Origin of the sequence: Micromonospora sp. NPDC048909 (assembly GCF_040649635.1) — a bacterium.
GTDB lineage: Bacteria > Actinomycetota > Actinomycetes > Mycobacteriales > Micromonosporaceae > Micromonospora.
This window is the reverse complement of the sequence record NZ_JBEZFU010000001.1, coordinates 732,375-753,695: the sequence shown is the minus strand read 5'-3', so window position 1 is coordinate 753,695 and position 21,321 is coordinate 732,375. Positions and strand designations below refer to the sequence as shown.

19 protein-coding genes are annotated in these 21,321 nt (G+C 73.6%); 10 read left to right on the top strand and 9 right to left on the bottom strand.

All coding sequences use genetic code 11. The features are described from left to right. Nucleotides 1–96: 96 nt before the first annotated feature. A complete protein-coding gene (gene mycP / locus AB0C04_RS03615) occupies nucleotides 97–1,293 on the top strand; it encodes a type VII secretion-associated serine protease mycosin (RefSeq protein ID WP_357047668.1) in 1,197 nt (398 codons plus the stop codon). A gap of 134 nt (nucleotides 1,294–1,427) precedes the next feature. Here mycP and AB0C04_RS03610 read toward each other — a convergent pair whose 3' ends face one another. From AB0C04_RS03610 to eccCa, 7 genes are all read right to left on the bottom strand, one after another. Further along, on the bottom strand, nucleotides 1,428–2,801 hold the full coding sequence (locus tag AB0C04_RS03610; RefSeq protein WP_357047665.1) for a hypothetical protein: 1,374 nt from the start codon (nucleotides 2,799–2,801) through the stop codon (nucleotides 1,428–1,430). Between the two features lie 16 nt (nucleotides 2,802–2,817). After that, on the bottom strand, nucleotides 2,818–3,354 hold the full coding sequence (locus AB0C04_RS03605; protein ID WP_357047662.1) for a hypothetical protein: 537 nt from the start codon (nucleotides 3,352–3,354) through the stop codon (nucleotides 2,818–2,820). A 34-nt stretch (nucleotides 3,355–3,388) separates the two neighbouring features. Then, complete coding sequence (locus AB0C04_RS03600; protein ID WP_357047659.1) at nucleotides 3,389–4,903, bottom strand: S8 family serine peptidase; 1,515 nt, start codon at nucleotides 4,901–4,903, stop codon at nucleotides 3,389–3,391. Between the two features lie 134 nt (nucleotides 4,904–5,037). After that, the gene (locus AB0C04_RS03595) at nucleotides 5,038–5,319 is read right to left on the bottom strand and encodes a WXG100 family type VII secretion target (RefSeq protein ID WP_350867805.1); all 282 of its coding nucleotides are present in this window, start codon (nucleotides 5,317–5,319) and stop codon (nucleotides 5,038–5,040) included. 28 nt (nucleotides 5,320–5,347) lie between these two features. After that, nucleotides 5,348–5,656 (bottom strand): WXG100 family type VII secretion target, encoded by a 309-nt coding sequence (locus AB0C04_RS03590; RefSeq protein WP_357047656.1) that lies wholly within the window; start codon nucleotides 5,654–5,656, stop codon nucleotides 5,348–5,350. A gap of 193 nt (nucleotides 5,657–5,849) precedes the next feature. Further along, nucleotides 5,850–6,113, bottom strand: coding sequence for a hypothetical protein (locus tag AB0C04_RS03585; protein ID WP_357047653.1), 264 nt, complete (start codon nucleotides 6,111–6,113; stop codon nucleotides 5,850–5,852). 58 nt (nucleotides 6,114–6,171) lie between these two features. Continuing rightward, nucleotides 6,172–10,137, bottom strand: a complete 3,966-nt coding sequence (gene eccCa / locus AB0C04_RS03580) for a type VII secretion protein EccCa (protein WP_357047650.1) — start codon at nucleotides 10,135–10,137, stop codon at nucleotides 6,172–6,174. A 169-nt stretch (nucleotides 10,138–10,306) separates the two neighbouring features. On the opposite strand from eccCa, the gene eccD reads away from it, so the two are divergent. Continuing rightward, a complete protein-coding gene (eccD, locus tag AB0C04_RS03575) occupies nucleotides 10,307–11,704 on the top strand; it encodes a type VII secretion integral membrane protein EccD (protein ID WP_357047647.1) in 1,398 nt (465 codons plus the stop codon). Here eccD and AB0C04_RS03570 read toward each other — a convergent pair. Continuing rightward, complete coding sequence (locus AB0C04_RS03570; protein WP_357047644.1) at nucleotides 11,688–12,878, bottom strand: type VII secretion protein EccE; 1,191 nt, start codon at nucleotides 12,876–12,878, stop codon at nucleotides 11,688–11,690. The two genes, eccD and AB0C04_RS03570, sit on opposite strands and share 17 nt — an antisense overlap. 160 nt (nucleotides 12,879–13,038) lie before the next feature. On the opposite strand from AB0C04_RS03570, the gene eccB reads away from it, so the two are divergent. The 8 genes from eccB (at nucleotide 13,039) to AB0C04_RS03530 (ending at nucleotide 19,848) form a co-directional block, all read left to right on the top strand. Continuing rightward, complete coding sequence (gene eccB, locus AB0C04_RS03565; RefSeq protein WP_357047641.1) at nucleotides 13,039–14,595, top strand: type VII secretion protein EccB; 1,557 nt, start codon at nucleotides 13,039–13,041, stop codon at nucleotides 14,593–14,595. A gap of 105 nt (nucleotides 14,596–14,700) precedes the next feature. Beyond that, nucleotides 14,701–15,069 carry a hypothetical protein gene (locus tag AB0C04_RS03560; RefSeq protein ID WP_357047638.1) on the top strand — a complete coding sequence of 123 codons (369 nt, stop codon included), beginning with the start codon at nucleotides 14,701–14,703 and terminating at the stop codon, nucleotides 15,067–15,069. Then, nucleotides 15,062–16,345, top strand: a complete 1,284-nt coding sequence (locus AB0C04_RS03555) for a WXG100 family type VII secretion target (protein WP_357047635.1) — start codon at nucleotides 15,062–15,064, stop codon at nucleotides 16,343–16,345. Before AB0C04_RS03560 ends, AB0C04_RS03555 begins: the two co-directional genes overlap by 8 nt. Before the next feature lie 248 nt (nucleotides 16,346–16,593). Beyond that, nucleotides 16,594–16,905, top strand: coding sequence for a hypothetical protein (locus AB0C04_RS03550; RefSeq protein WP_357047632.1), 312 nt, complete (start codon nucleotides 16,594–16,596; stop codon nucleotides 16,903–16,905). Between the two features lie 220 nt (nucleotides 16,906–17,125). After that, nucleotides 17,126–17,923 (top strand): hypothetical protein, encoded by a 798-nt coding sequence (locus AB0C04_RS03545; RefSeq protein ID WP_357047629.1) that lies wholly within the window; start codon nucleotides 17,126–17,128, stop codon nucleotides 17,921–17,923. 86 nt (nucleotides 17,924–18,009) lie between these two features. Next, on the top strand, nucleotides 18,010–18,351 hold the full coding sequence (locus AB0C04_RS03540) for a YkvA family protein (protein ID WP_350867825.1): 342 nt from the start codon (nucleotides 18,010–18,012) through the stop codon (nucleotides 18,349–18,351). Between the two features lie 31 nt (nucleotides 18,352–18,382). Then, nucleotides 18,383–18,790: a TIGR03618 family F420-dependent PPOX class oxidoreductase gene (locus AB0C04_RS03535; protein ID WP_357047624.1), complete on the top strand. Its 408-nt coding sequence runs from the start codon at nucleotides 18,383–18,385 to the stop codon at nucleotides 18,788–18,790. Between the two features lie 395 nt (nucleotides 18,791–19,185). After that, the gene (locus AB0C04_RS03530; protein WP_357047621.1) at nucleotides 19,186–19,848 is read left to right on the top strand and encodes a C39 family peptidase; all 663 of its coding nucleotides are present in this window, start codon (nucleotides 19,186–19,188) and stop codon (nucleotides 19,846–19,848) included. Nucleotides 19,849–19,858: 10 nt separating this feature from the next. Here the strand turns inward: AB0C04_RS03530 and AB0C04_RS03525 are convergent, their stop codons facing one another. Further along, entirely contained in the window at nucleotides 19,859–21,217 is a 1,359-nt protein-coding gene (locus AB0C04_RS03525) for an FUSC family protein (RefSeq protein WP_357047618.1), read from the bottom strand. Nucleotides 21,218–21,321 lie beyond the last annotated feature (104 nt).

Genomic DNA, 21,321 nt, shown 5'->3' with positions numbered 1-21,321 from the left:
CCCGTAGCCGCACGGCGGGCGCGGCGGCGGTAATCTCAGCGGGTGCGCGAGAGCAGGCGGCTGAACGCTGGCGGAAGGGCCCACCGTGCCGGGCGCGTGGTCCGGGCGGTCCTCTGTGGATCGATCACCGTCCTGCTCGGAACGGCTGTCGTGCCGCCGTCGCCGGCCATGGCGGCCCCCACCTGCGGCCCCGCCGGCCTTGCGCCGCCGACCGAGACGCCGTGGGCGCTGCGCCGGCTCGACCCGTCCGCGGCCTGGCCGCTCTCCCGCGGCGCCGGGGTGACCGTGGCGGTGATCGATTCCGGCGTCTCGGCCACCCACCCGCTGCTGAACGGGCAGGTGCGCGAGGGTGCCGACTTCAACGGCCTGCCGGCCAACAAGGGCCGCTGCGACATGGCCGGGCACGGCACCATCGTGGCCGGCATCATCGCCGGGCGCGAGGGCAGCGGGGTGCCGTTCACCGGCATCGCCCCGCAGGCCCGCATCCTGCCGATCCGGGTGCTGCCGGACGGCAAGGACAACCATGACGAGGCGCTGCCCGGCGAGATCGCCGACGCGATCGTCTGGGCCGTCGACAACGGCGCTGACGTGATCAACCTGTCCCTGGTGACTCTCCCCCGCAAGGAACTCGCCGAGGCGGTCGACTACGCGGTGCGCAAGCGGGTCATCGTGGTGGCCGCCGCCGGCAACCGGCGCGAGGACCAGCAACAGGACCGGACGGGCTACCCGGCCGCGTACCCCGGGGTGATCGCGGTCGCCGGGGTGGACGAGCAGGGGGCGCACGTCGGCAGCTCGGTGAGCGGCAACTACGTCGACATCGCCGCGCCCGGCGTGAACATCGTCGGCCCGGCGCCCGGTGGGTCGGGCTACATCGGCGAACCGCAGGGCGGCACCAGCTTCGCCGCCGCGTACGTGTCCGGAGTCGCCGCGCTGGTACGCGCCGCGCATCCCGATCTCACCGCACAGCAGGTCGCCGACCGGTTGACCCAGACGGCGGACAACCCGCCGGACGGCCACAACGCCGAGGTCGGCTACGGCGTGGTCAACCCGTACCGGGCGGTGTCGACCGTGCTCGGCACCCGGTCCGACCCGCCGCCGGCGGCGATGCCCGCGCCGGCCCCACCGGGTGACCCGCTGGACTGGCAACGGACGGTGGCGATCTGGGTGGCCGTCGTCGGCGCAATGCTCGCGGCGCTCCTGCTGGCGATCAAGCCGATCCTGGTGCGGGGCCGTCGGCGCGGCTGGCGCCCCGGGCGGCGCCCGGCCGGAGCCGACACGCTCACCACCGGCTGAGTCCGCACGCGCCCGCGCGGGTGGGCCGGAGCGGCCGGGAGCGCGCCGGACGTCACGGTGCGCGGGCGACGCGCTCAGCTCGACCAGACGCACGGAAGCCGCCCGACCAACGGTCGGGCGGCTTCCGGTGGGACTCAGCGCAGGATGCCGGGGGCGCCGTCGCCGTCCGCGCCCCAGACGTCCTCGTCCTCCTCCAGCCAGGTGTTGCGGGCGCTCTCCTGCTCGCCGTAGCCGGCACCGCCGCCCGGCCCCATCCCGGCGACACCGGCGCCGCGGGCACCCGCGCCCCGGGCACCGCCGGCCGCGCCGGCCACGCCCCCACGGCCACCTCCGCCACGACCGGCGCCGCCGCCGGCCATGCCGCCACCAGCCATGCCGGGCATCATCCCGCCGGCACCGAGCTTGCCCGCGCCGAGCCGGCCACCAGCGCCCCGGCCGCCTCCACCGCGACCGCCGCCGGCCGCGCCGCCGCCCATCATCGGCGGCATGCCGGGGGTGACGGCACGGCCGAGCGCGCCACCGCCGGGGATCGCTCCACCCCCGGCGCCACCGCCCACACCCCCGCCCGAACCCAGTCCGGAGCCGGCGCTCAGCCCGGCACCGCCGAGCCCGCTCGAGCCGATCCCGGCACCGCTCGGGCCACCGGCGCCGGCGAGGCCGGTGCCGTAGTCGTCGGGCAGTTCGCCACCGCCCGGCACCCCGCCGGTCTCCGGGTCGTAGCCGCCGGAGAGATCCGGGTGGGCGCCGGAACCGATACCCGGGTCCCCGGTGTCGAGCGAGTCGCCGGGCTTCACAGCCATCGGCTCACCGATGTCACCGAGCTTGGGCTTACCGCCACCGCCGCCGATGTCGGAGACGTCGCCGACGCCCTTGCCACCGCCACCGGTGTCCAGATTGGGCACCTCGGTGTTGACGTTCTCCAGGCCGCCCGACCGGCCGCTGCCGGGTGCCTCCATCGTCCGGTCCCGGAAGTTGCCGTTGACCTCGTCGTAGACCTTGCGGGCCTCGCCCTCCTTGTCGGAGAACCAGCCGGTCACCCAGTCACCGAGCTTGCCCATCTGCTCGGCCGGCCAGCTGCCCATCAGGTCGGCCGTGACCTTGGTCTCGAACATGCCGATGCCGAGGGTGATCTCCCCGTTCCGGGCCGCCAGCACGTCACCCACGCAGGCGGCCGGGATCGGCATCTTGTTCTGCGCCTCCTCCAGCTGCCTGGCCGCGGTCTCCAGGGTGGTCGCCATGCTGACCTTGCCGTGGCCCGGCTTGTCGATGTCGTCCTGGAGGCCGCCGGCCTGCTTGGCCAAGCCCTCGATGTGCGTCTTGAACGACTCGTACGCGGGGCCCTTCCAGACCGCGCCGAGGTCCTTGACGTTCTTCTCGAGACTCTCCTTGACCTCGCCGATGTTCTTGACCAGTTCCTTCCAGCCGAGGGCGGCGCTGGCGACATCGGCCGGCCGACCGGCCACCAGCACCTCCCGGGCCATCTCCTCCCAGCTCTTCCCGTCGCCCATCTCCCCGTCCCCCGCTCTAGTGGTCGCCGCCGCCGCTCGCGGCGTTGTTGAAGGCCTGCTGCATCTGCTGCGCCGTCATGGCGTTGGCACCCTCGGCGTTCTCGTAGTTCCGCTTGACCGTGCGCAGCGCGTCCGCCGCGTTGTAGAGGTTCTCGGAGAGGGTGCGGAGCCCGCCCTCCGTGGTGCCGTACAGCTCGGTGTGCCGCTGGGAGAGCTGCGTCGCGTAGTGGAAGCCGCCGAGCGGACCCTCACCGGCCATGGCCTGGTCGCCGCCGAGCTTGTCCTTGATCTCCACCATGTCGTACGAGAGCCGGTAGACGTAACTCGCGTGCGTCTCCAGCCAGTCGATGGCGGAGTCGAGGTTGCCCGCGTCCCACTCGGTCTTCACACCCTGTTCGCCCTTGCCGGCCACCAGGCCGCTGGGCGTCTCGGCCTGGTCCACGCCGATCCGGTCGAAGCTGATTCCCCGGATGTCTCCCGTGTAGGGCATCACCGGGTTGATCGGCATCGGGATCGGCATACGAACCTCGACCCGGTCGTCCTCGTCGCTCACTGCTGTCCTCCCCTGGGGCGGCTGAACGGTCTGGTCACTGGCGCGGCTGCTGACCCGGCGGTGGTGTCATCGGCGGGGCGGGCGGCACCGCGCCCGGCGACCCGGGCGGATACGGCGGCCCGTACGGCTGCGCGGTCGTGGGCGGGCCGGTTGGGCCCGGCGGGTAGGGGTGCGGCCCGGGCGGTGTCTGCCCGACGCCGGCGGGCGGCACCGGGACTCCCGACGGTGGATACGGCTGGTACTGCCCAGGAGGCGGGTACTGCCCCGGCGGCGGGTACTGCCCCGGCGGCGGGTACTGCCCAGGCGGTGGGTACTGCCCAGGCGGTGGGTACTGCCCAGGCGGCGGGTACTGCCCGGGCGGGGGGATCGGACCCGGTGGCGGGCCGGCAGCGGCACGGCGGCGGGCCCGGCGGTTCACCACCACGAGGATCACGATGATCGCCACGATCACGAGGACCGCCAGCAGACAGAGCACGATCTGCAAGCCGGCGTTGTCGGCGAGCCCGATCGAGACCGCCGGCCCGTCGTCGTCCTCGTCGTCGGCCCCGCCGGCCGGCCCGCCCGGGCTGGCAGAGCCGCCGACGGGCGCGGCCAACGGGTTCGTCTCGACGGCCGGGACCGACTTGCTCAGCGCCGCGAGCACGTCGATGGAGCCGAAGCCGAACTCCGCGTCGCGCCCGGCCGGGCCCCGGTCCCGGGCGGTGCGGACCAGCCGGTTGACCACGTTGGCGGCGTCGAGGTCCGGGTAGCGGGCGCGGACCAGCGCGGCGACGCCGGAGACGACCGCGGTGGCGTTGCTGGTGCCGTCGGAGATGAGGTAGCCGTTCGGTGAGGCGTCGGGCGGGGCGGGTGCGATGATCCGCTCACCGGGCGCTGAGATCGCCATCTCGGGCCCCGTCACCGTGCCGTTCCACACCCCGCCGGAACGGGTGGCCGCGCCGACCGCGATGACGCCGGGAACGCTGGCCGGCTGGGGGATCTTCGGGTAGCCGCCGTCCTCGTTGCCGGTGGCCGCGACCACCACCACGTTCTTGCTCAGCGCGTAGCGGACCGCCTCGACGACCTCCGGATCGTCGCTGTGCATGCCGAACGACAGGTTGAGCACGTCGGCGCCCTCATCGACCGCCCACCGGATGGCCGCGGGCGCCTCCTGGAGCCCCCGGTCCTCGGGCCCCAGGCCCACCGGAAGGATCTTCGCTTCGGGGGCGATGCCCAGCGCGTGCATGGCACCGCCGCCCCGGCCGGCGATGATGCCGGCCATCGCGGTGCCGTGCCCGGCCTCTCCGTCCGGGTCCGTCCGGCCGTCGGTGGCCACCCCGGGGCCCATGCCGCGACCCCGCAGCACCTGTCCCTTGAGGTCCGGGTGGGCGGCGTAGACGCCACTGTCGACCACCCCGACGGTGACCCCGCGCCCCTTCGACAGCCGATGCGCGTCGGAGATCTTCAGGCTGTTCAAGTGCCACTGGAGGCCGCGTACCGTGTCGGCGGCCCGGGCCGGAGCCGGCGCGGCCACCGGGCCGACGCCGACCGCGGCAACCAGCGCGAGCATGGCGCAGGCCGACCTGGCGACCGGTCGTAGACGCTTGTGGGCTGACATGACTTCCCCCAGGGCCGGTGTGGTACGCGTAACGCAGCACGGCTCCGGCCCGGTCGAACCGGACCGGAGCCATGTAGGCGGTCTGGTCAGCTGCTCCAGACCTTGGAGTTGCTCATCTCGGTGCTGACGTAGTTTTCCCGGGCGATGCCGACGGCGCCACCGATCTCGTTCAGGATCCGGTTGATGTCCCGAACGGCGCTGTCCCACTGAGCCTGGTGCTGCTCGTAGGCGGCCCGGTCCTCGCCGTCCCACTGAAGCTTGGACAGCATCTGACGCAGCGTGTCGAGCTTCTCGTCGAGCGTCCGCGAGATGGCCTGCATCTGCTGGTTGCTGCTCTCGAGGACCGCGTAGTCAACCTTGATCGTCACGACTTCCTCCTCTGCTCCTGGCTATGGATCACGGGTTGAGGGCAGAGTGGAACTTGTCCAGCATCTGCTGCTGCTCTTCGTCGTTGACCTGGTGCGTCGTACCCGACTTGTCCAGCAGGTCGGCGATGTTGTCCATCGCCGTCAGCAGCTTGGCGGTGTCCTCGTTCCAGCGCTGCATGAGCGACTGGAAGCCCGTGGACGCCTGACCCTTCCAGGCGATGGCCAGGTCGTCGGCCACGTTCCACAGCTTCTTCAGCTCGCCGTCGACCTCGCTGCGCGTGGACCGCACGTCACTCGCGGCGGTATGTAGAGTCGCAGCTTCGACCTCGAACGCCATGCTTCACACCCTTCCGTCATGTTGTGGCGGCGGTTCTGCCGCGCCTTCCCCCGCGGCAAGGCGAAACACCCCACCGACGGACACTCCTGTGAAGACCGTAGCCGACCCGGTCCAGCGCGCGCAGCCCTGGCCCGACCGCAATCGATATGTCGGGGCGATCGTCTCCGGGCGGTGCCGCCGATCCCGGGCGACTTCAGGGCCGGGGCCGGGACGCGTCCCGCACCATCAACGGACCGGCCAGCAGGATGCCGACCAGCAACGCGACCGCCACCCACAGCGCCGGCTTCGCCAGCGCCCGGTCGATGAGCACCGGAAGCATGGCCAGCGTCCCGCTCAGCAGGAGCACCACTCCCGACCGCCGCAGGGCTGCCGACGGACGCAGCCGCTCGTACGCGGTGAGCAGAAGTCCCACCAGGAGCGCCGCCAGCGCGGTCAGGAAGAGCCACAACTGCCACATCGGAACATCCCTCCGCGCATCGACCGTTACCACCGCGAATCAGCGCGACGTCCGGGCCTCACATCGGCTCGGACCACGCGGTCTGGATCAGCTGCTGGCCGTCGCGTCGGCGCACCAGCGTGCCCCGGCCCGGTGGCTGCACACTGGGCCGCAGGTTGCCGAAGACCGCGCCCTCCTCGCGGTTGCCGGACATCAGCAACCCCGGGCTGTCCAGCTCGCGCAGGCGTTGCAGCACCGGCTCGTAGAGGGCCCGGGCCACCCCGCCGGCCCGCCGGGTGATGATCAGGTGCAGGCCGATGTCGCGGGCCTGGGGCAGCAGCTCATGCAGAGCGCTGAGCGGGTTGTTGCCGCCCGAGGCCACCAGGTCGTAGTCGTCGACCAGGATGTACAGGTCCGGCCCCTTCCACCAGCTGCGGTCGCGCAGCTGGGCGGTGGTGACGTTCGGGCCGGGCAATCGGTTGGAGAGCGCGCTGCGGATCGAGCCCAGCCCCTGCGCGAACGCCTGGTTGGACGGCGCGTAGTCGAGCAGATGGTCACCCTCCACCGCGCCGAGCAGGCCGCGCCGGTAGTCGGCGATCACCAACCGGGCCTGGGCGGGGGTGTACCGCTCGGTGATGCCCCGGGCGATCAGCCGGAGCAGGTTGGTCTTGCCGCACTCGGCGTCGCCGAAGACGGTCAGGTGCGGCTCGTTCGCCAGGTCGAGGTAGACCGGCGCCAGCGCGGACTCGTTGACCCCGATCGGCAGGCCGGGCACCGACCGGTCGATGATCCGGGCGAGTTCGCCGACCGGCAGCTTGCGCGGCAGCAGCCGCACCTTCGGCGCCGGGCGGCCCGGCCAGGCCGCCGCCACGTGCCGGGAGAGCGCGATCGACGCCTCGGAGAGATCCTCGATGTCCCGCCGGCCGTCGATCCGGGAGATCGCCGTGAGGAAGTGCAGCTTGTCCCGGGTGAGACCGCGGCCCGGGGACTTCTCCGGCACGTTCATCGCAGACCGACGGTCGATCTCGGACTCCGCCGGGTCGCCCAACCGCAGCTCCAGCTTGGTGCCGAGCAGGTCCCGCATGTTGATCCGGATCTCCGCCCAGCGCACCGCGGTCACCACCACGTGCACGCCGAAGCCGAGCCCCCGGTTGGCCAGGGTGGTGATGGTCTGTTCCAGCTCCTCGTACTCCTGGCGGAGCGTGTTCCAGCCGTCGACCACCAGGAAGACGTCGCCGAACGGGTCGTCGGCGAACTCGCCCGCGGCCCGCCGCCGGCGGTAGCTCGCCACCGAGTCGATGCCGTGCTGGGCGAAACGTGCCTCCCGGTCGTCCAGGACGGCCACCACCTCGGCCACCGTACGACGGACCGCCTCGGTGTCCCGCCGGCCGGCCACCCCGGACATGTGCGGCAGCGCGTCCAGGCTGCGCAGCGCGCCACCGCCGAAGTCGAGGCAGAAGAACTGCACCTCGCGCGGGGTGTGGGTGAGCGACAGCGAGGCGAGCATCGAGCGGAGCATCGTGCTCTTGCCGCTCATCGAGGCGCCGACGATGACCACGTTGCCGCCCGCGCCGGCCAGCTCCACCATCATCGGGTCGCGGCGCTGCTCGTACGGCCGGTCGACCACGCCGACCGGAACGGTGAGCCGGCCCCGGCCCGGCCACGAGGCGGTGCAGAGCCCGTAGGTCGGATCGGCGGTCAGCGGGCCGAGCAGCTCGCCCAGGCCCGGCGGCTCGGCCAGCGGCGGGAGCCAGACCTGGTGCGCCGGCCGGCCCTTGCCCTTGAGCCGGTCGATGACCACGTCCAGCATCGCGACGGTCTTGCCGTCGGCCGGCTGCTCGGGTTCCGGCGTCGTCTCCACCGGCAGCTGCGGCGTCTGCACCGGCACGAAGTTCACGCCGTAGGGCACGATCCGGCGCTGCACCAGGGCCTGCGACCGGGACGCCTGCTGTCCCGGCGCCCGGTAGGGCCCGGAGACGTAGGCGGCCCGGAACCGCAGCATGGTGCTGGTGTCCGTCTTCAGGTAACCGTGACCGGGCGCGTTCGGCAGCTCGTACGCGTCGGGCACGCCGAGCACGATCCGGCTCTCCACCGCGGAGAAGGTGCGCAGACCGATCCGGTACGACAGGTGCGTGTCCAGGCCGCGTAGCTTGCCCTCCTCCAGTCGCTGGCTGGCGAGCAGCAGGTGCACGCCGAGCGACCGGCCCAGCCGGCCGATCATCACGAAGAGGTCGATGAAGTCGGGCTTCGCCGCGAGCAGCTCGCTGAACTCGTCGCAGATGATGAGCAGGCTGGGCATCGGCGCCAACGGCTCACCGGCGGCGCGGGCCTTCTCGTACTCGAAGCGGGAGACGTAGTTGCCGGCCGCCCGCAGCAGCTCCTGCCGGCGGACCATCTCGCCGGCGAGCGCGTCGCGCATCCGGTCGACCAGCGGCAGCTCGTCGGCCAGGTTGGTGATCACGGCACTGGTGTGCGGCAGTGCCTCCAGTGACGCGAACGTCGCGCCACCCTTGAAGTCGACCAGGACGAAGTTGAGCTCCTCCGAGGAGTGGGTGACCGCCAGGGCGGCCACCACCGTGCGGAGCAGCTCGCTCTTGCCGGAACCGGTCGCGCCGATCACCAGACCGTGCGGCCCCATGCCCTCGTGCGCGGACTCCTTGAAGTCCAGCTCGACCACGTTGCCGTCCGGGCCCACGCCCAGCGGGATGCGCAGCCGGTCACGGTGGCTGCGGGGCCGCCAGGTCTGCTGCACGTCCACCGCGGCGGCGTCGCCGACGCCGAGCAGGTCGGGCAGCTCCATGCTGCGGGCCAGCGGCTCCTCGGTGCTCGCCTGCTGCTGGGAGAGCCGGTAGGGCGCGACCTGCCGGGCCAGGCCCTCCGCGGCGGCCACGCTGAGCCGGTCCGGCCGGCCCAGCCGGGACGACGACGCGCCACGGACCAGCTCGAGCGAGCTGCCGTCGCCCGCGTCCAGGCAGAGCAGCGACCGACCGGCGTCGCGGGGGACGGTGCCGGAGAGGTCGATGACCGTGGTGCCGAGCAGACCGGCACCCATCAGCTGGCAGGTCGGCGCGACCTCGCCGCCGTCGAGCAGCACCACTAGGTGCGGTGCGGTGGTCAACGGCTTCGCCTCGGGGGCGAACCGGGGCCGGCCGGCCAGCTCGTTGGCGAGCGCCTCCTCGGCCTCGGCGAGACTGGCGAAGACGAGCCGGCGGGCGCCGGCGGCGTCGGTACGTCCACTGTGGTGCGCGTGCGGCAGCCACTTCACCCAGTCCCAGGCGGGCTGCCGGTCGGCGGCCGCAACCACCGCGATGATCATGTCGTCCGGGGCGTGGAAGGTGGCCAGCTGGCCGAGGGCGGCCCGGGCGAGGTCGAGCACCGGCTCGCGGTCGCCGCGCAGCACCACCCGGCTGAACGCCCGCACCGACAGCGCGGTGGGCAGCTCCGGAACCGTGGAGTGGGCCCGGACGAACCGGCGCAGCGCGATAGCGCTCATCGGTTCCAGGTCCTCGACGGGCTTGGTCTCCGGCGGGACGATCTCCACCGCCAGCCGCTGCGGCCCGAGGGCGATCCGGGTCTCGCCGAAGTCGTCCTCGGTGATCCGCCGCTCCCAGAGCCGCCGGGAGGCCGCGACCGACCAGAGCGCGTCCGGCTCCGGGTGCCGCCACGCCATCGCCGCCCGCTGCTGCTCGGCCGCACGCCGGGTGCGCTTGCGCATCTGGGCGAGGTAACGCATGTAGTCGCGGCGGTCCGCGTTCAGCTCGGCCTTGTCGTTGCCGCCGTTGTTGCTCAGCGAACCGATCGCCATGCCGAGCATCGACACACCGAAGAGGCCGCCGGCGACGTAGGTCATCATGCCGCCGCCGCGTCCGGCGTAGAGGAAGGCCATCGCGCCGACGCCACAGAACATCGGCAGGATCATCAGCAGCTGACCCATCCCGCGGGGGGTCGGCTCCGGCAGCTCGGGTGGCGACTCGAGCAGCACCTCGCCGCGCGGCAAAGCCGGTCCCGGCTGACGCGGGAGCCGGCGGAACACCACCGTGCTCACGGCTGTCTCCTCCCCAGAAGCGGCCCTGATGAAGTTCTGCGACGCGAGGAACTCGTCGGGTGGGCATCGTACGTGGCTGTCATCGTAGGTAATCTCCCGTGGGCGTCGCGGTCCCGTTGGAGCGATGCTGCCGGCCAGGTGATCGTACGGAGAGCACGAGGAGGCCACAGTGGCGACGAAGACGGCGACCGGCGGCCTGAGCCGGATCACCATCGTGGCTCCCCGGACCCGGATGGACCTCGCGCTGCCATCCGACGTACCCCTCGCCGACCTGCTGCCGACGCTGCTGCGCTACGCCGGGGAGGACCTGGCCGACGAGGGCGTACGGCACGGCGGCTGGAGCCTGGCGCGGCTCGGCGGGCAGCCGCTGGACGGTGGCCGCACCGCCACGCAGCTCGGCGTCCGGGACGGCGAGGTCCTCTACTTCAACCCGCGGTCGGCCACCGCGCCGGAGGTCGTCTTCGACGACGTGGTGGACGCCGTCGCCACCGCGACCAACCAACGGCCCGGCGCCTGGCAGGTCGGCACCACCCGGTCGTTCGCGGTGCTCTTCGCGGCGGCGGCGCTGAGCGCCGGCGCGGTGGCCGCGCTCTTCACCGGGCCGCCGCAGCTGCCTGCGGCGCTGGCCGCCCTGCTGGTCGCGGTCGCGCTGCTGGTCGGTGCCGCGGTGCTGTCCCGCGCGGCCGGCGACAGCCGCACCGGCGCGGTGCTGGCGACGGTCGGCCTGGGTTACGCGGGCGTCGGCGGCCTGCTGCTGCTCGCCGGTGACCGGCGCCTCACCGAGCTGGCCAGCCCGCACGTGCTGCTCGCCGCGACCGCGGTGGTGCTCTTCGCCGCGATCTCGGCGCTGGCCGTGGGCGACCGGCTGCCGCTCTTCTTCGGCGCGGTCGCCCTCGGCGCGGCGACCGGCCTCGGCGCGGTGCTCAGCCTCGCCTTCGACATCAGCGCGACGGCCGCCGCGGCGGTGCTGGCCACGATCGCGTTCGGCGCGGTTCCGGCGCTGCCGATGGCCGCCTACCGGCTGGCCCGGCTGCCCGTTCCGTCCATCCCGACCGGCCCTGACGACCTGAAGACCGACACCGAGTCGGTGGACGGCCGGCGGGTGCTGCAGCTCAGCGAGCGGGCCGACGAGTTCCTCACGGGTCTGCTGTGGACGGTCGCGTTGGTGGTGCTCGGCGCGCAGGTCCTGCTGGCCCTGAACGGCCGGTTGCCGGCGGTGCTGCTCTGCCTGGTGCTGGCTGTGCTGTCGCTGCTGCGGGCGCGGCCGTTCCTCGGCCGCGCCCAGCGGACGCCGGTGCTCTTCGCCGGCACCGCCGGGCTCGGCCTCACCGCGGCGGCCACCTTCGCCGGTGGCGGCACGCCGGTCCGGCTCGGCGTGATCGTGGGCGGCCTGCTGCTCGCCTCGGTGGTCAGCCTGATCTACGGCCTGACCGTGGCCGGCAAGCGGATCTCGCCGGTCTGGGGCCGCCTGCTGGACATCGTGGAGATCCTTCTGATCATCGCGCTGGTGCCGCTGGCCGTGTGGGTCCTCGGCCTCTACGGCTGGATCGTCAACCTGCGGCCCTGACCGACGAACCCCCGGCCGGCAGCGACCCGGCCGGGGTGGTCGCCCAGACACCCGGCCCATGCTGCCCGTCGACCGGGCGGCCCGGCGTCCCGCACCGCCGCGCGACGTCCCGGACCACCTTCACCAACGCCTCGACGTGGTTGTCCATCGACGCGACCCGGAGCAGCGGCGCGACCGTGCGTCCGCCCGGCAGCACCACGGCCGACACCGTGTGCGAGGGCGCGGAGGTCGAGGTCACCGCATCCACCAGGGCCCCGAGTGAAGCGTCCGGCCGGGCCCGCAGCGCCAGGCACCGGTGGGTCCAACCGCCGCCGCGCAGCCCGGTCCAGGTCTCCGCCGGCGGTTCCGGGGTGAGGTCCAGGCCGGCGGCCGAGACCACCGCGGCACGCAGCTCGTCGCGGCCCAGCGCCCGGTGGGTGAGCCCGGCGGCGTTCAGCGCCTTGCCGAGCCGGCCGATGCCGGCGGCCAGCGTGCGGTGCACGCCGGGCATGCCGCCGCCCCGGGTCACCGTCTCCGTCCGGGCGTCGGCGATCGAGAGCCGCAGCGCCACCCACACGGTACGGTGCGCGGCCGGTGGCGCGCCCGGCGCCGGGTACCAGACCAGGGTGTGCGAGACCACCTGGGCCAGGCTGACCGGCCCGCTGAACTCGGCGAGCACCCGCAGCGCCCGATCCACCACCGTGGCCTCCACCGAGCCGACCGGCGCGCCGGAGCGGCCGTACAGCGCCACCGCGGCGAACCAACCCTGCTCGTCCTGGCCGATGCCGAGCCGGGTGCCCCGGTCGGTCAGCTCGATGACCGACAACTCCGGTGCGAGCGAGACCAGCCGGGGATCCCCGCCACCGCCCGCGGCGAGGGCCGCCTTCGCGCGCTCCCGACGCTCCCGCAGCCGGCGGCGCAGCAGCAGGTCCTCGTACCACCACCGACCGCCGCGCCGGGCGAAGACCGCCAGCAGGACGAGCAGCGCCACGACGGCGACCACCCCGGCGAGCCAGCTCGGCCCGCCCAAAGCGGCCCAGACGGCGACCGCGCAGAGCTCCAGCACGATCAGCTGGCCGACCACCAGCGGGCCGATCCGCCCCCGACGCCGCTGATCGGGCGCCGGGACCGGCCTGTCCGGTACCCCGGACGGGTCCACGGCGGTTCGCGTGGGTGGCGCCTGAACCTGCGTCATCGGTGACTGTCCCTCCTGCACGGTGCGGCTTCCCGCCACGTCGGTAGCTGCCGAGCGCGGGCGCTGGTCCCGGTAACCCGTCGACGGCCCCTTATCGTAGGGAAGCCCGCGACACGACCCGGACCTGATCGTCGCGGATCCACCCCGCCGGAGGTAAGACATGCGGACCCGCCGCGATCAGGTGCAGGCGTACCGGTTCGTCACCCGCCGGATCGTCTCGGCGCTCTTGTCGGGCGACCCGGAGACCAGCAACCTGCCGATGCGTCGGCTCGGCATGGCTGTCTTCGGCAGCGTCATCGCCGCCGCCGTGGTGCTCGGCGGCGCGGGCGCGTACGGGCAGTTCACCGGAAACACGGCGCCGCTGGAGACGAACACCCTGGTGATCGAGCGGGAAACCGGCGCCACCTACATCTTCGTCGAGGGTCAGCTGTATCCGACGCTCAACTACGCCTCGGCGCGGCTCATCCTCAACGAGGCGGACCCGCAGGTCCGGACGATGTCGCAGGCCTCGATCCGGGATCGGCCGCGCGGCGCGGCGGTCGGCATCGTCGGCGCCCCGGACGCCCTGCCGGACCGCACGTCACTCACGGGGTTGCCCTGGTCGGTCTGCGACGTGCCCGACCCGGCCGACCCCCGGCGGTCGAGCACCCAGGTGGTGATCAACCGGCCGATCCCCGGCGGCACCCCGCTGGGCGACCGGGCGGTGCTGGTCAGCGTCGACGGTCAGCGGCACCTGCTCACCAACGACCTCCGGCTGCAGATGGTCGGCGGAGACAGCACGGTCACCGCGCTGCGGATAGCGGACGCTCCGGCGCTCCGGGTGGGCCAGCAACTGCTCAACGCGGTGCCGGCCGGCCCAGCCCTACGGGCGCCGGCGCTGGCCGGAGAGAGTGAGCAGAGCGGGCTCGAGGTGGCCGGCCGGCCCGGCCGGGTCGGGCAGGTCTACCGGGCCGCCGGCAAGCACTACGTGCTCACCCGGGAAGGGCTGGTCTCGATCGGCGAGGTGACGGCGCTGCTGCTGCTGCGCACCGGCGGCGAGGTCACCGACATCACCCCGGACCAGGCCGGTCGCCTCTACACCGAGCAGCGGGTTGAGGAGGTCGGCATGCCGCAGACGCTGCCCGCCCTCTACCCGGCCCGGGACGGCCAGACGGTGCTCTGCGCGACGTACCGGGCGAGCGCGGGAGGCGGCCCGCCGGTGACCACGGTGGAGGTCTTCGACCGGGCCCCGGCGGAGCTGACCAGCGCTGACCCGGCCGGGCTGCCGGTCCGGCAGACTGGCCGCGACGCGGTACGCACGGCCGAGCGGGTACTGCTGCCCGGTGGAAAGGGCATGCTGGTTCAGGCGGCGCCCGGCGCGGGCGGCAGCGGTACCGGCGCGCCCGGCTCGACCGTCTACCTGATCAGCCCCCAGGGCATCCGGTACCCACTCGGCACCCGCTCCGGGGACGCGCTGACCGCGCTCGGCTACGGCGGGGTCGTCCCACTCGCCGTGCCCGGCTCGCTGCTGGCGCTCATCCCCACCGGGCCCACGCTGGAACGGGCCGACGCGATGACCGTCTTCGAGCCCGGCGCACCGGCACCGGCATCGTCGGACGAGCCGACCGGCTCGCCGACACCGGACGCCAGCGGATCGCCGGGGCCCGGCGGCTCCCCCAGCGGGTCACCGGCCACCACCGGCAGTCCGTCGTCCGGGGCACCCGCGGTGGGTGGCTGAACGGACCTTTCGGCGGCCCGCGCGACAGCGGGTCGCCCGGGTCGCTCCCGTCGACTAACCTGATGCTGGCCAACGGTTGTCGATTAGCACGACGGGGATGTTGCCATGACCGGGCGCACGGAAGTCGATCTTCTGTCCCTTGAGGACTTCCATTCGCGGTTGGCCGACCGGCTGACCGAGGTCGAGTCGGTGTTGCGCAAGCTCAACACCGAGATGCAGTGCTCGCCCCCGGCACTGGGCGGGTTCATCGACGCGACCAGCAACGCCCGCCGCTACTCCGACGTCCACCAGTCCTACGTCGAGCAGGCCGAGCGCCTCCGGCAGGCGGTGAAGGCGGCGCAGCGGGGCACCAGCACGATCCTGGCCAACTACCGGACGACCGAGGCGCGCAACGCCGCCAACTCGGCCGACATCGAGGCCGCGCTCACCGGGGTCGACAAGGCGCTCAAGCCGGAGGGGGAGCCGCGTGTCTGAGTACACCCAGCGCTACCAGGGCGTGAGCCACCAGGAGCTCTACAACGGGTTGATGGCCGGCAAGCCCGAGCAGATCGACGGTGTCGCCGCGCAATGGTCCTCGCTCAAGGGCATCCTCGACGGCCTCGGCCGCGACCTGAGCGGCGACCTGGCCAAGCTGGCCAACACCTGGACGGGTTCGGCCGGAAACGAGTTCCAGCGGCGACTGACGCTGATCGTCGACCACACGGGTGCCCTGGGCGAAGGCATGGCCGACGTCCAGCAGGCACTGACCATGATGGCCGGTCAGCTGCGGACGGCACACAAGCAGGCCGAGAGCCCCGAGGAGACCGACGACCACGATCAGGCCGTCAACGGGGCGCTCAAGGGCGCGGTCTTCGGCGTGCCCGGCGCGTTGGTCGGTGGGCTGATCGGCCACCAGCAGGACAAGGAAGAGCAGGAGAAGGCGCACCAGCGCATGGTCAACGTGGTGGCCGAGCTGGCCGCCGGCTACGAGTTCTCCGCCTACGGACGGATCGTCACGCCCCCGCCGCCGGATCCCGACACCCCGGGCACCGTCGACAGCACCGGCTCGACCCCGCGCACCGGGCCGCGGGTCAGCACGCCGACGGCCGCACCCGACAGCACGGGCCTCAACCCGAAGACCGGCGACGCCACGGTTTCCAACCCCGACCGGCTCGTCGGCGGCCCCGACACCGGCCACGGCGCGGACCTGACCGGCCCGACCGGCACCGACACCGACACGACCGGGCTGACCGGTCCCGGCACCACGGTTCCCCAGGTCGGGACGTCCCTGGCCGGCGCCGGCGAGCTGGCCGGCGGCCAGCTGATGACCGGGGCCGGCGGCGGCGCGCCCGGCGGCGGCGCCGGCACCATGACGGCCGGCGCCGGTTCCGGTCTCTTCGGCCCGTCGGGCGGGGCACCCGCCGGCGGCGTGGTCGGCACCGGTGCCCTCGCCAGCTCGGCCACCAGCTCCTCGACGACCTCCATCCGTCCGACGGGCGGCACCGCCGCGGCGGAGGGCCGTTCCGCCAGCGGCGTGGGGCGGAGCATGGACGGCCGGCGTGGCGACGGTGGCGCCCGGGAGGCCGCGACGGCCCGCCAGGGCGTGGGCCGCGGCCGGGGCGCCGGAGCCAACCGGCCGGGCGTGCTCGGCGGCCACGGCCAGCACGACGAGGACGAGTCCGACGAGCGCCTCACCTGGCTCACCGAGGACGAGATGGTCTGGCAGGACGGCAAGGACGCCCCGCCGTCGGTGCTCGGCACCACCGACTGATCCACCTCCCGAGACACCGCTGCGGCCCACCCGGAGTTCCGGGTGGGCCGCAGTCGTGCGCTGCCGGGACGACCTGCTGGTCAACCGTCGGCCGGGCGCGAGTCCACACCGGACAGGGTGGGCTCGGTCACGTGCCTGATCGGGTTCGCCCCGCTGCGCTGCTCCGCCACGGGCGATAGGTTGGTGACGTGCTGTCCGTAGCGTCCGCTCGTCCCGTCTGGCGGGCCACGCTGCGTTCTCTGCGCGAGATGACCCGCTTTGCCGTTGCCGCGCTCGCGCTGACCGTCGGCTTCGGCGGCGCCACGACGGTGCCGGCACTGGCCGCGCCACCGGTCGCCCAGGTCCGGTCGAGCGCGGTGAGCAGCCAGGTCGAGGCACTGCGACCCGAGGCCGCACCGTCCGTCGAGCGGTTGGTCGACATCACCGCTCCGTCGCCACGGCCGACCGGCCAGCCCATCGTCACCGCTCCGACCGGCATCGTGCCGTCGACCTTCGCTCCGGCCGTCGCCACCGACGCGGGCCGCGGCGCTCCGGGCCGACGCGGCCCTCCGCGCGCCTGACCCCCGGGGCCAGACCACCCGGCGGCTGTCGGCCGGACTGATCCACCGCGGGCTCGCCGATCGCGCAGATCGGGCGGCAGGAGCCTTCCGGTGAGCCGACGCGCCCCGATCGGGCGGCTTCCAGCCCCGGCGACGCCGTGTCGCTTTACGCCTCCCTCGTCCCTTTACCCATAGCGGGTCATCTCGTCCACTCCCGACAATCAACCGCGAGGTGCAGCTGATGCAGACCGTCTTCTCCGCCGTACTGCCCGACGTGTCCCGGGCCGCCGTGATCTGGCTGAGCCTGCTCGCCGTGGTGGCGGTCACCGTCGCCGCCCTGCTGCTGCGACCGGGCCGGCTCCGCACCGACACCGCCGCCCGGATCCGGCGGGCGGCCATGCCGAGCCAGCTCGAACAGGTCCAGGAGGAGCGGGAACGGGTCCGGTACGCCGCGGAGGTCGCGGTCGCCGCGGAGCGGGCCACCGCCACCGCGCAGCGTCGCCGGGCGGAGTGGCTCGCGGCGCAGGAGTCGGTCGAAAAGGCCTGGCAGGCGTACGAGGCGGCCGAGGCTGACGTCCGCCGGCTCGGCGCCGCCACGGCGATGCCCCTGCCGCGGACCGTCCGCACCCCCGCCGAGTACGTCGATCGCGAGCGCTACCTGCACCGGGCCGCACTGGATGCGTACTGGCGGCGGGAGCTGTCGGTGGAGCAGCTCAGTGACGTCTTCGCCCACCGCAACGGCTGGGACCCGCGACTGCACCCGGTGGAGCAGGAGCTGGTCCTGCGGCGGGCGGTACGCGACAACCTGTTCGCCCGGCAGCAGGCGGCCCGGGAGCAGGAGCAGACGGCGTGGCGGGCCGCCGAACTGGCGGTCGCTTCCGCGCGGAGTCTGCGGGACGAGGCGTTCGCCGCCACCGGCCGTCAGGTGGAGGAGCAGCAGTCGGTGCTGCCGCTGAGCGAGGTCGCCCGCCCCGTCGAACAGCAGACCCGGGAGAACCAGGTCGTGGCGCGCGGCCGGGCCGCGGTGCCGGCGTACTGATCGGCGAGGGCCGGAGCCCCGACACCTCCGGGCGGCGTACCGGCGGCGGCCCGGTCGGCCTGGTCGAGTTGGGTTAGCGTGACCGCATGTCCCGAGAGGCGTGGATCGTCGTCGTGATCGCCGGCATCGTGGCGGTCGCCACGCTGGTCGGCGCCGTGCTGCTGGCGATCCGGGTGGTCCGGGCCCGGCGCATGCTCACCGCGCTCGGCGGCAGCGGCAAGGTCGCCTTCTACGGTGCCCTGATCTACACGATCTTCCCGGTCGACGTGCTGCCCGACCCGATCTACCTGGACGACATGGGTGTGCTGGCGGGTGCGCTGATCTATCTCACCCGGTTGGCCCATCAGCGCCGCGCGGCCGCCCGCCGGCTGCCCGGGCAGCCGGACGCGCCCCCGGAGTCCGGGCGGGCCCGGCGGCGCGTGCCATGATCGCCCCGGCACCGGGAGACAGGGGACGAGCATGTCGGGCGCGCATCGACTGGACATACGCGACGAGCGCGTCGCCGCCTTCTGCCGGGAGCGGCACCTCGCCACGCTGACCACGCTGCGTCCGGACGGTACCCCGCACGTGGTGCCGATCGGGGTGACCCTCGACCCGGCGGCGGGCCTGGCCCGGGTCATCACCTCCGGCACCTCCCGCAAGGCCGACCATGTCGCCGCGGCCGGCCCGCAGGGCGCCCCGGTGGCCGTCTGTCACGTCGACGGCCGGCGCTGGCTCACCATCGAGGGCCGGGCGGTCGTCCGCACCGATCCGGCCGCGGTCGCCGAGGCGGAGCGCCGGTACGCCGAGCGCTACCGCACCCCCCGCCCGAATCCGGCCCGCGTGGTCATCGAGATCACTGTGACCCGCCTGCTGGGCAGCCTCTGACCCGGCACCCCCTGACGGCCACCCACCACCCGGCATGCCCACCTGTCCGGGCTGCCCCCTGATATCCGCACTGTCCGTTCCCTGAGCAGATGATCAAGAGGTTCGGGTCAGGAGTCCGGTTTCCGGTACCGCAACGCTCTTGATCACCGGGGCTGGAGGCGGGCGGGTGGTTCGCCCGGAATCGCCGGGTGGGTTGGACCGTTGCGACTGGTCACGACGCCGCAGGCCGGGGTGGCCGAGCGGTGGAATGCCGGGCGGAGCAGGGCCGTTACATCCCCCGGTATCCCGGGGCGCGACGGCGCCCGGGTGTCGTTCAGCTGATGAGCCGAGCGCCTGTCCTGGTGCTTGCCCGCCTCCGACCGGAGGCGACAAACCCCCCGATTGGAGCCCGACGCATGAATCCCATCCTGCACAAGAGCGGCCTCTCCGTTGCCGGCCTGCTGGTCGCCGGCGGCTGCGTGCTGGGCCCCGCGGTGGCCGCCCAGGCCGCCCCGGTCCAGACCGGCCCGGCGACGTCCACCCAGTCCGACAAGGGCGGCCAGCACGACCGGCGGGCCGAGCGGACGGTGGGCGTGGATTACCAGGCCCAGCCGAACTTCTACTACTGCGGTCCCGCCGCCACCCGGATTGCGCTCTCGGCGCAGGGCAAGGCGATCTCGCAGGACGAGGTCGCGGCACTGCTGGGCACCACCGAGGCCGGCACCAACTCGGCCGAGGACACCACCCGGGTGCTCAACGCGCTGACCGGCGGCAAGTACAAGACCACCGAGATCCGTGACTCGGTGGCCAAGCCGGAGCAGGTCGAGCGACTTCGCACCGACGTGCGGGACGCGCTGGACGCCGGGCGGCCGGTGGTGGCGAACGTCAAGGGCACCGCCGTGGACGTCAACGGCATCCCGCACTCGTACGAGGGTGGCCACTATCTGACCCTGGTCGGCTACCGCGACGGTGGGGACGCCATCCAGATCGCCGACCCGGCCGACCCGACCGACGGCGAGTACTGGATGCCCCTCGGCAAGGTCGCCAACTGGATCGCCGAGCGCGGTTACTCCTCCTGATCCGCGGCCATCACCGGGCCGGGCCTCCCCTACCGGGGAGCCCGGCCCGGCTGTTCTCCCGGGCCCGACCCGAACGACCGCGCATCGTGCTCCGGCGCTTCGCCCGACGAACTCGCGCCCCGGCGCCGGTGACGAAGTTCTGCCGGGCGGTCCGCTGCAGTTGGCGGCGCAACGGCGGATGGATGGCCCGCTCACCCGCACCGGCAGCCGTGCGCACCAGCCGGTTGGCCTCCTCCGGCTCGCAGCCGCCGGACCGGAGCAGGTCACTGGCGGCCGTACGGATGCCGGTGACGATCGCGTCGCCGAAGGTACGGACCCCCTGCGCCCAGGCCCGACCGGCGAGATTGGCCGCCTTCAGGGTGAGCGACCTCGCCTGACCTGGCTGCTCCCCCGCCCGACACTCCTGGCGCATGGCCCGGACCGCGTCGCCGAGTCGGGCGATGGCGGCGGGCAGTTCATCCGGAACCGGCTCCTGGTACTGAAGGCAGGTCGCCGACCATCGGGCGAGCGCACGGGTGTCCAGCGCCATCCGTTCCAGGTGCTCCGCGCTGCGCGCGAACTGGCGGTACTGCTCCCGGCGGTGCCAGCGGATCGGCGCCAGGGTCACCACCTCGTCCGCGCCACTGAGCGCCTCGTTCAACCGGCCGATGTCGCCGTCGAGCGAGCGCACCCGTTCCAGCGCCTGGACCGCCCCTTCGGTATCCCGGCGGCGGAGCGCGCCGCTCAGCTCGTGGAGCTGGCCGCCGACCGCGTCGTACACCGGCGCGGCGGCCCGGTCCAGCACCCGGATCGGGTTGACCGGCACCAGGAGCGCGACCACCACCAGGCCGACGATGCTGCCGACCAGAGCGTCGAAGATCCGCGGCAGCTCGAGCCCGCGCTCCATCGGGGCGAGCGTGGAGATCAGGACGGCGGTACCGCCCGCCTGGCCGACCAGCTGACCGCCCCGGCCGGCCACCAGCAGTGCGGTGGCAATCGCCAGCCCGACCACCAGCCCGGTCTGCCAGGGGCCGCTGCCGAGCCCGAGGCGCAGCAGGTCCCCGATGATGACACCGAGCCCCACCCCGCCCAGCAGTTCGAAGGTGCGGCGGGCCCGCTGACCGATGGCGCTGGCGATGGTGGCGACCGCCGCCGCGGGGGCGAAGACGTGCGCGCCCGGGCCGAGCAGGTTCTGCGCGATCAGGGCCGCGAGCGCCGCGGCCAGCCCCGACTGCAACGCGATCACGAGAGTGATCTCCAGCTGGCGCAGCCGGATCTTGCCCGCCTCGCCACCGCGTCGCCGGGCCTCCTCCACCCGTTGGCCGCCCCGCTCGGCGACGTCGCCGAGCGAGGACCGCTCGGGCTCGGTGGCGGGACGATCGTCGGCCATGGCGGCGGTTACCCCACCCGGCCCGGGTGAATCATGCGGACCACCGACAGACCGGCGGAAAAACCGCTCGCCACTCGGCCACGCTCGAGGGCAGGATCAGCCGG

What these genes read in the sequence shown, in the direction of transcription:
- AB0C04_RS03545 (WP_357047629.1), top strand. Translation starts at nt 17,126, where the DNA reads ATGCAGACCGTCTTCTCCGCCGTACTGCCCGACGTGTCCCGGGCCGCC.
- AB0C04_RS03585 (WP_357047653.1), bottom strand. Translation starts at nt 6,113, where the DNA reads ATGTGGCAGTTGTGGCTCTTCCTGACCGCGCTGGCGGCGCTCCTGGTG.
- AB0C04_RS03535 (WP_357047624.1), top strand. Translation starts at nt 18,383, where the DNA reads ATGTCGGGCGCGCATCGACTGGACATACGCGACGAGCGCGTCGCCGCC.
- AB0C04_RS03525 (WP_357047618.1), bottom strand. Translation starts at nt 21,217, where the DNA reads ATGGCCGACGATCGTCCCGCCACCGAGCCCGAGCGGTCCTCGCTCGGC.
- AB0C04_RS03590 (WP_357047656.1), bottom strand. Translation starts at nt 5,656, where the DNA reads ATGGCGTTCGAGGTCGAAGCTGCGACTCTACATACCGCCGCGAGTGAC.
- AB0C04_RS03600 (WP_357047659.1), bottom strand. Translation starts at nt 4,903, where the DNA reads ATGCTCGCGCTGGTTGCCGCGGTCGGCGTCGGCCCGGTGGCCGCGCCG.
- AB0C04_RS03550 (WP_357047632.1), top strand. Translation starts at nt 16,594, where the DNA reads ATGACCCGCTTTGCCGTTGCCGCGCTCGCGCTGACCGTCGGCTTCGGC.
- AB0C04_RS03570 (WP_357047644.1), bottom strand. Translation starts at nt 12,878, where the DNA reads ATGACGCAGGTTCAGGCGCCACCCACGCGAACCGCCGTGGACCCGTCC.
- AB0C04_RS03560 (WP_357047638.1), top strand. Translation starts at nt 14,701, where the DNA reads ATGACCGGGCGCACGGAAGTCGATCTTCTGTCCCTTGAGGACTTCCAT.
- AB0C04_RS03540 (WP_350867825.1), top strand. Translation starts at nt 18,010, where the DNA reads ATGTCCCGAGAGGCGTGGATCGTCGTCGTGATCGCCGGCATCGTGGCG.
- AB0C04_RS03610 (WP_357047665.1), bottom strand. Translation starts at nt 2,801, where the DNA reads ATGGGCGACGGGAAGAGCTGGGAGGAGATGGCCCGGGAGGTGCTGGTG.
- eccB (WP_357047641.1), top strand. Translation starts at nt 13,039, where the DNA reads ATGCGGACCCGCCGCGATCAGGTGCAGGCGTACCGGTTCGTCACCCGC.
- AB0C04_RS03530 (WP_357047621.1), top strand. Translation starts at nt 19,186, where the DNA reads ATGAATCCCATCCTGCACAAGAGCGGCCTCTCCGTTGCCGGCCTGCTG.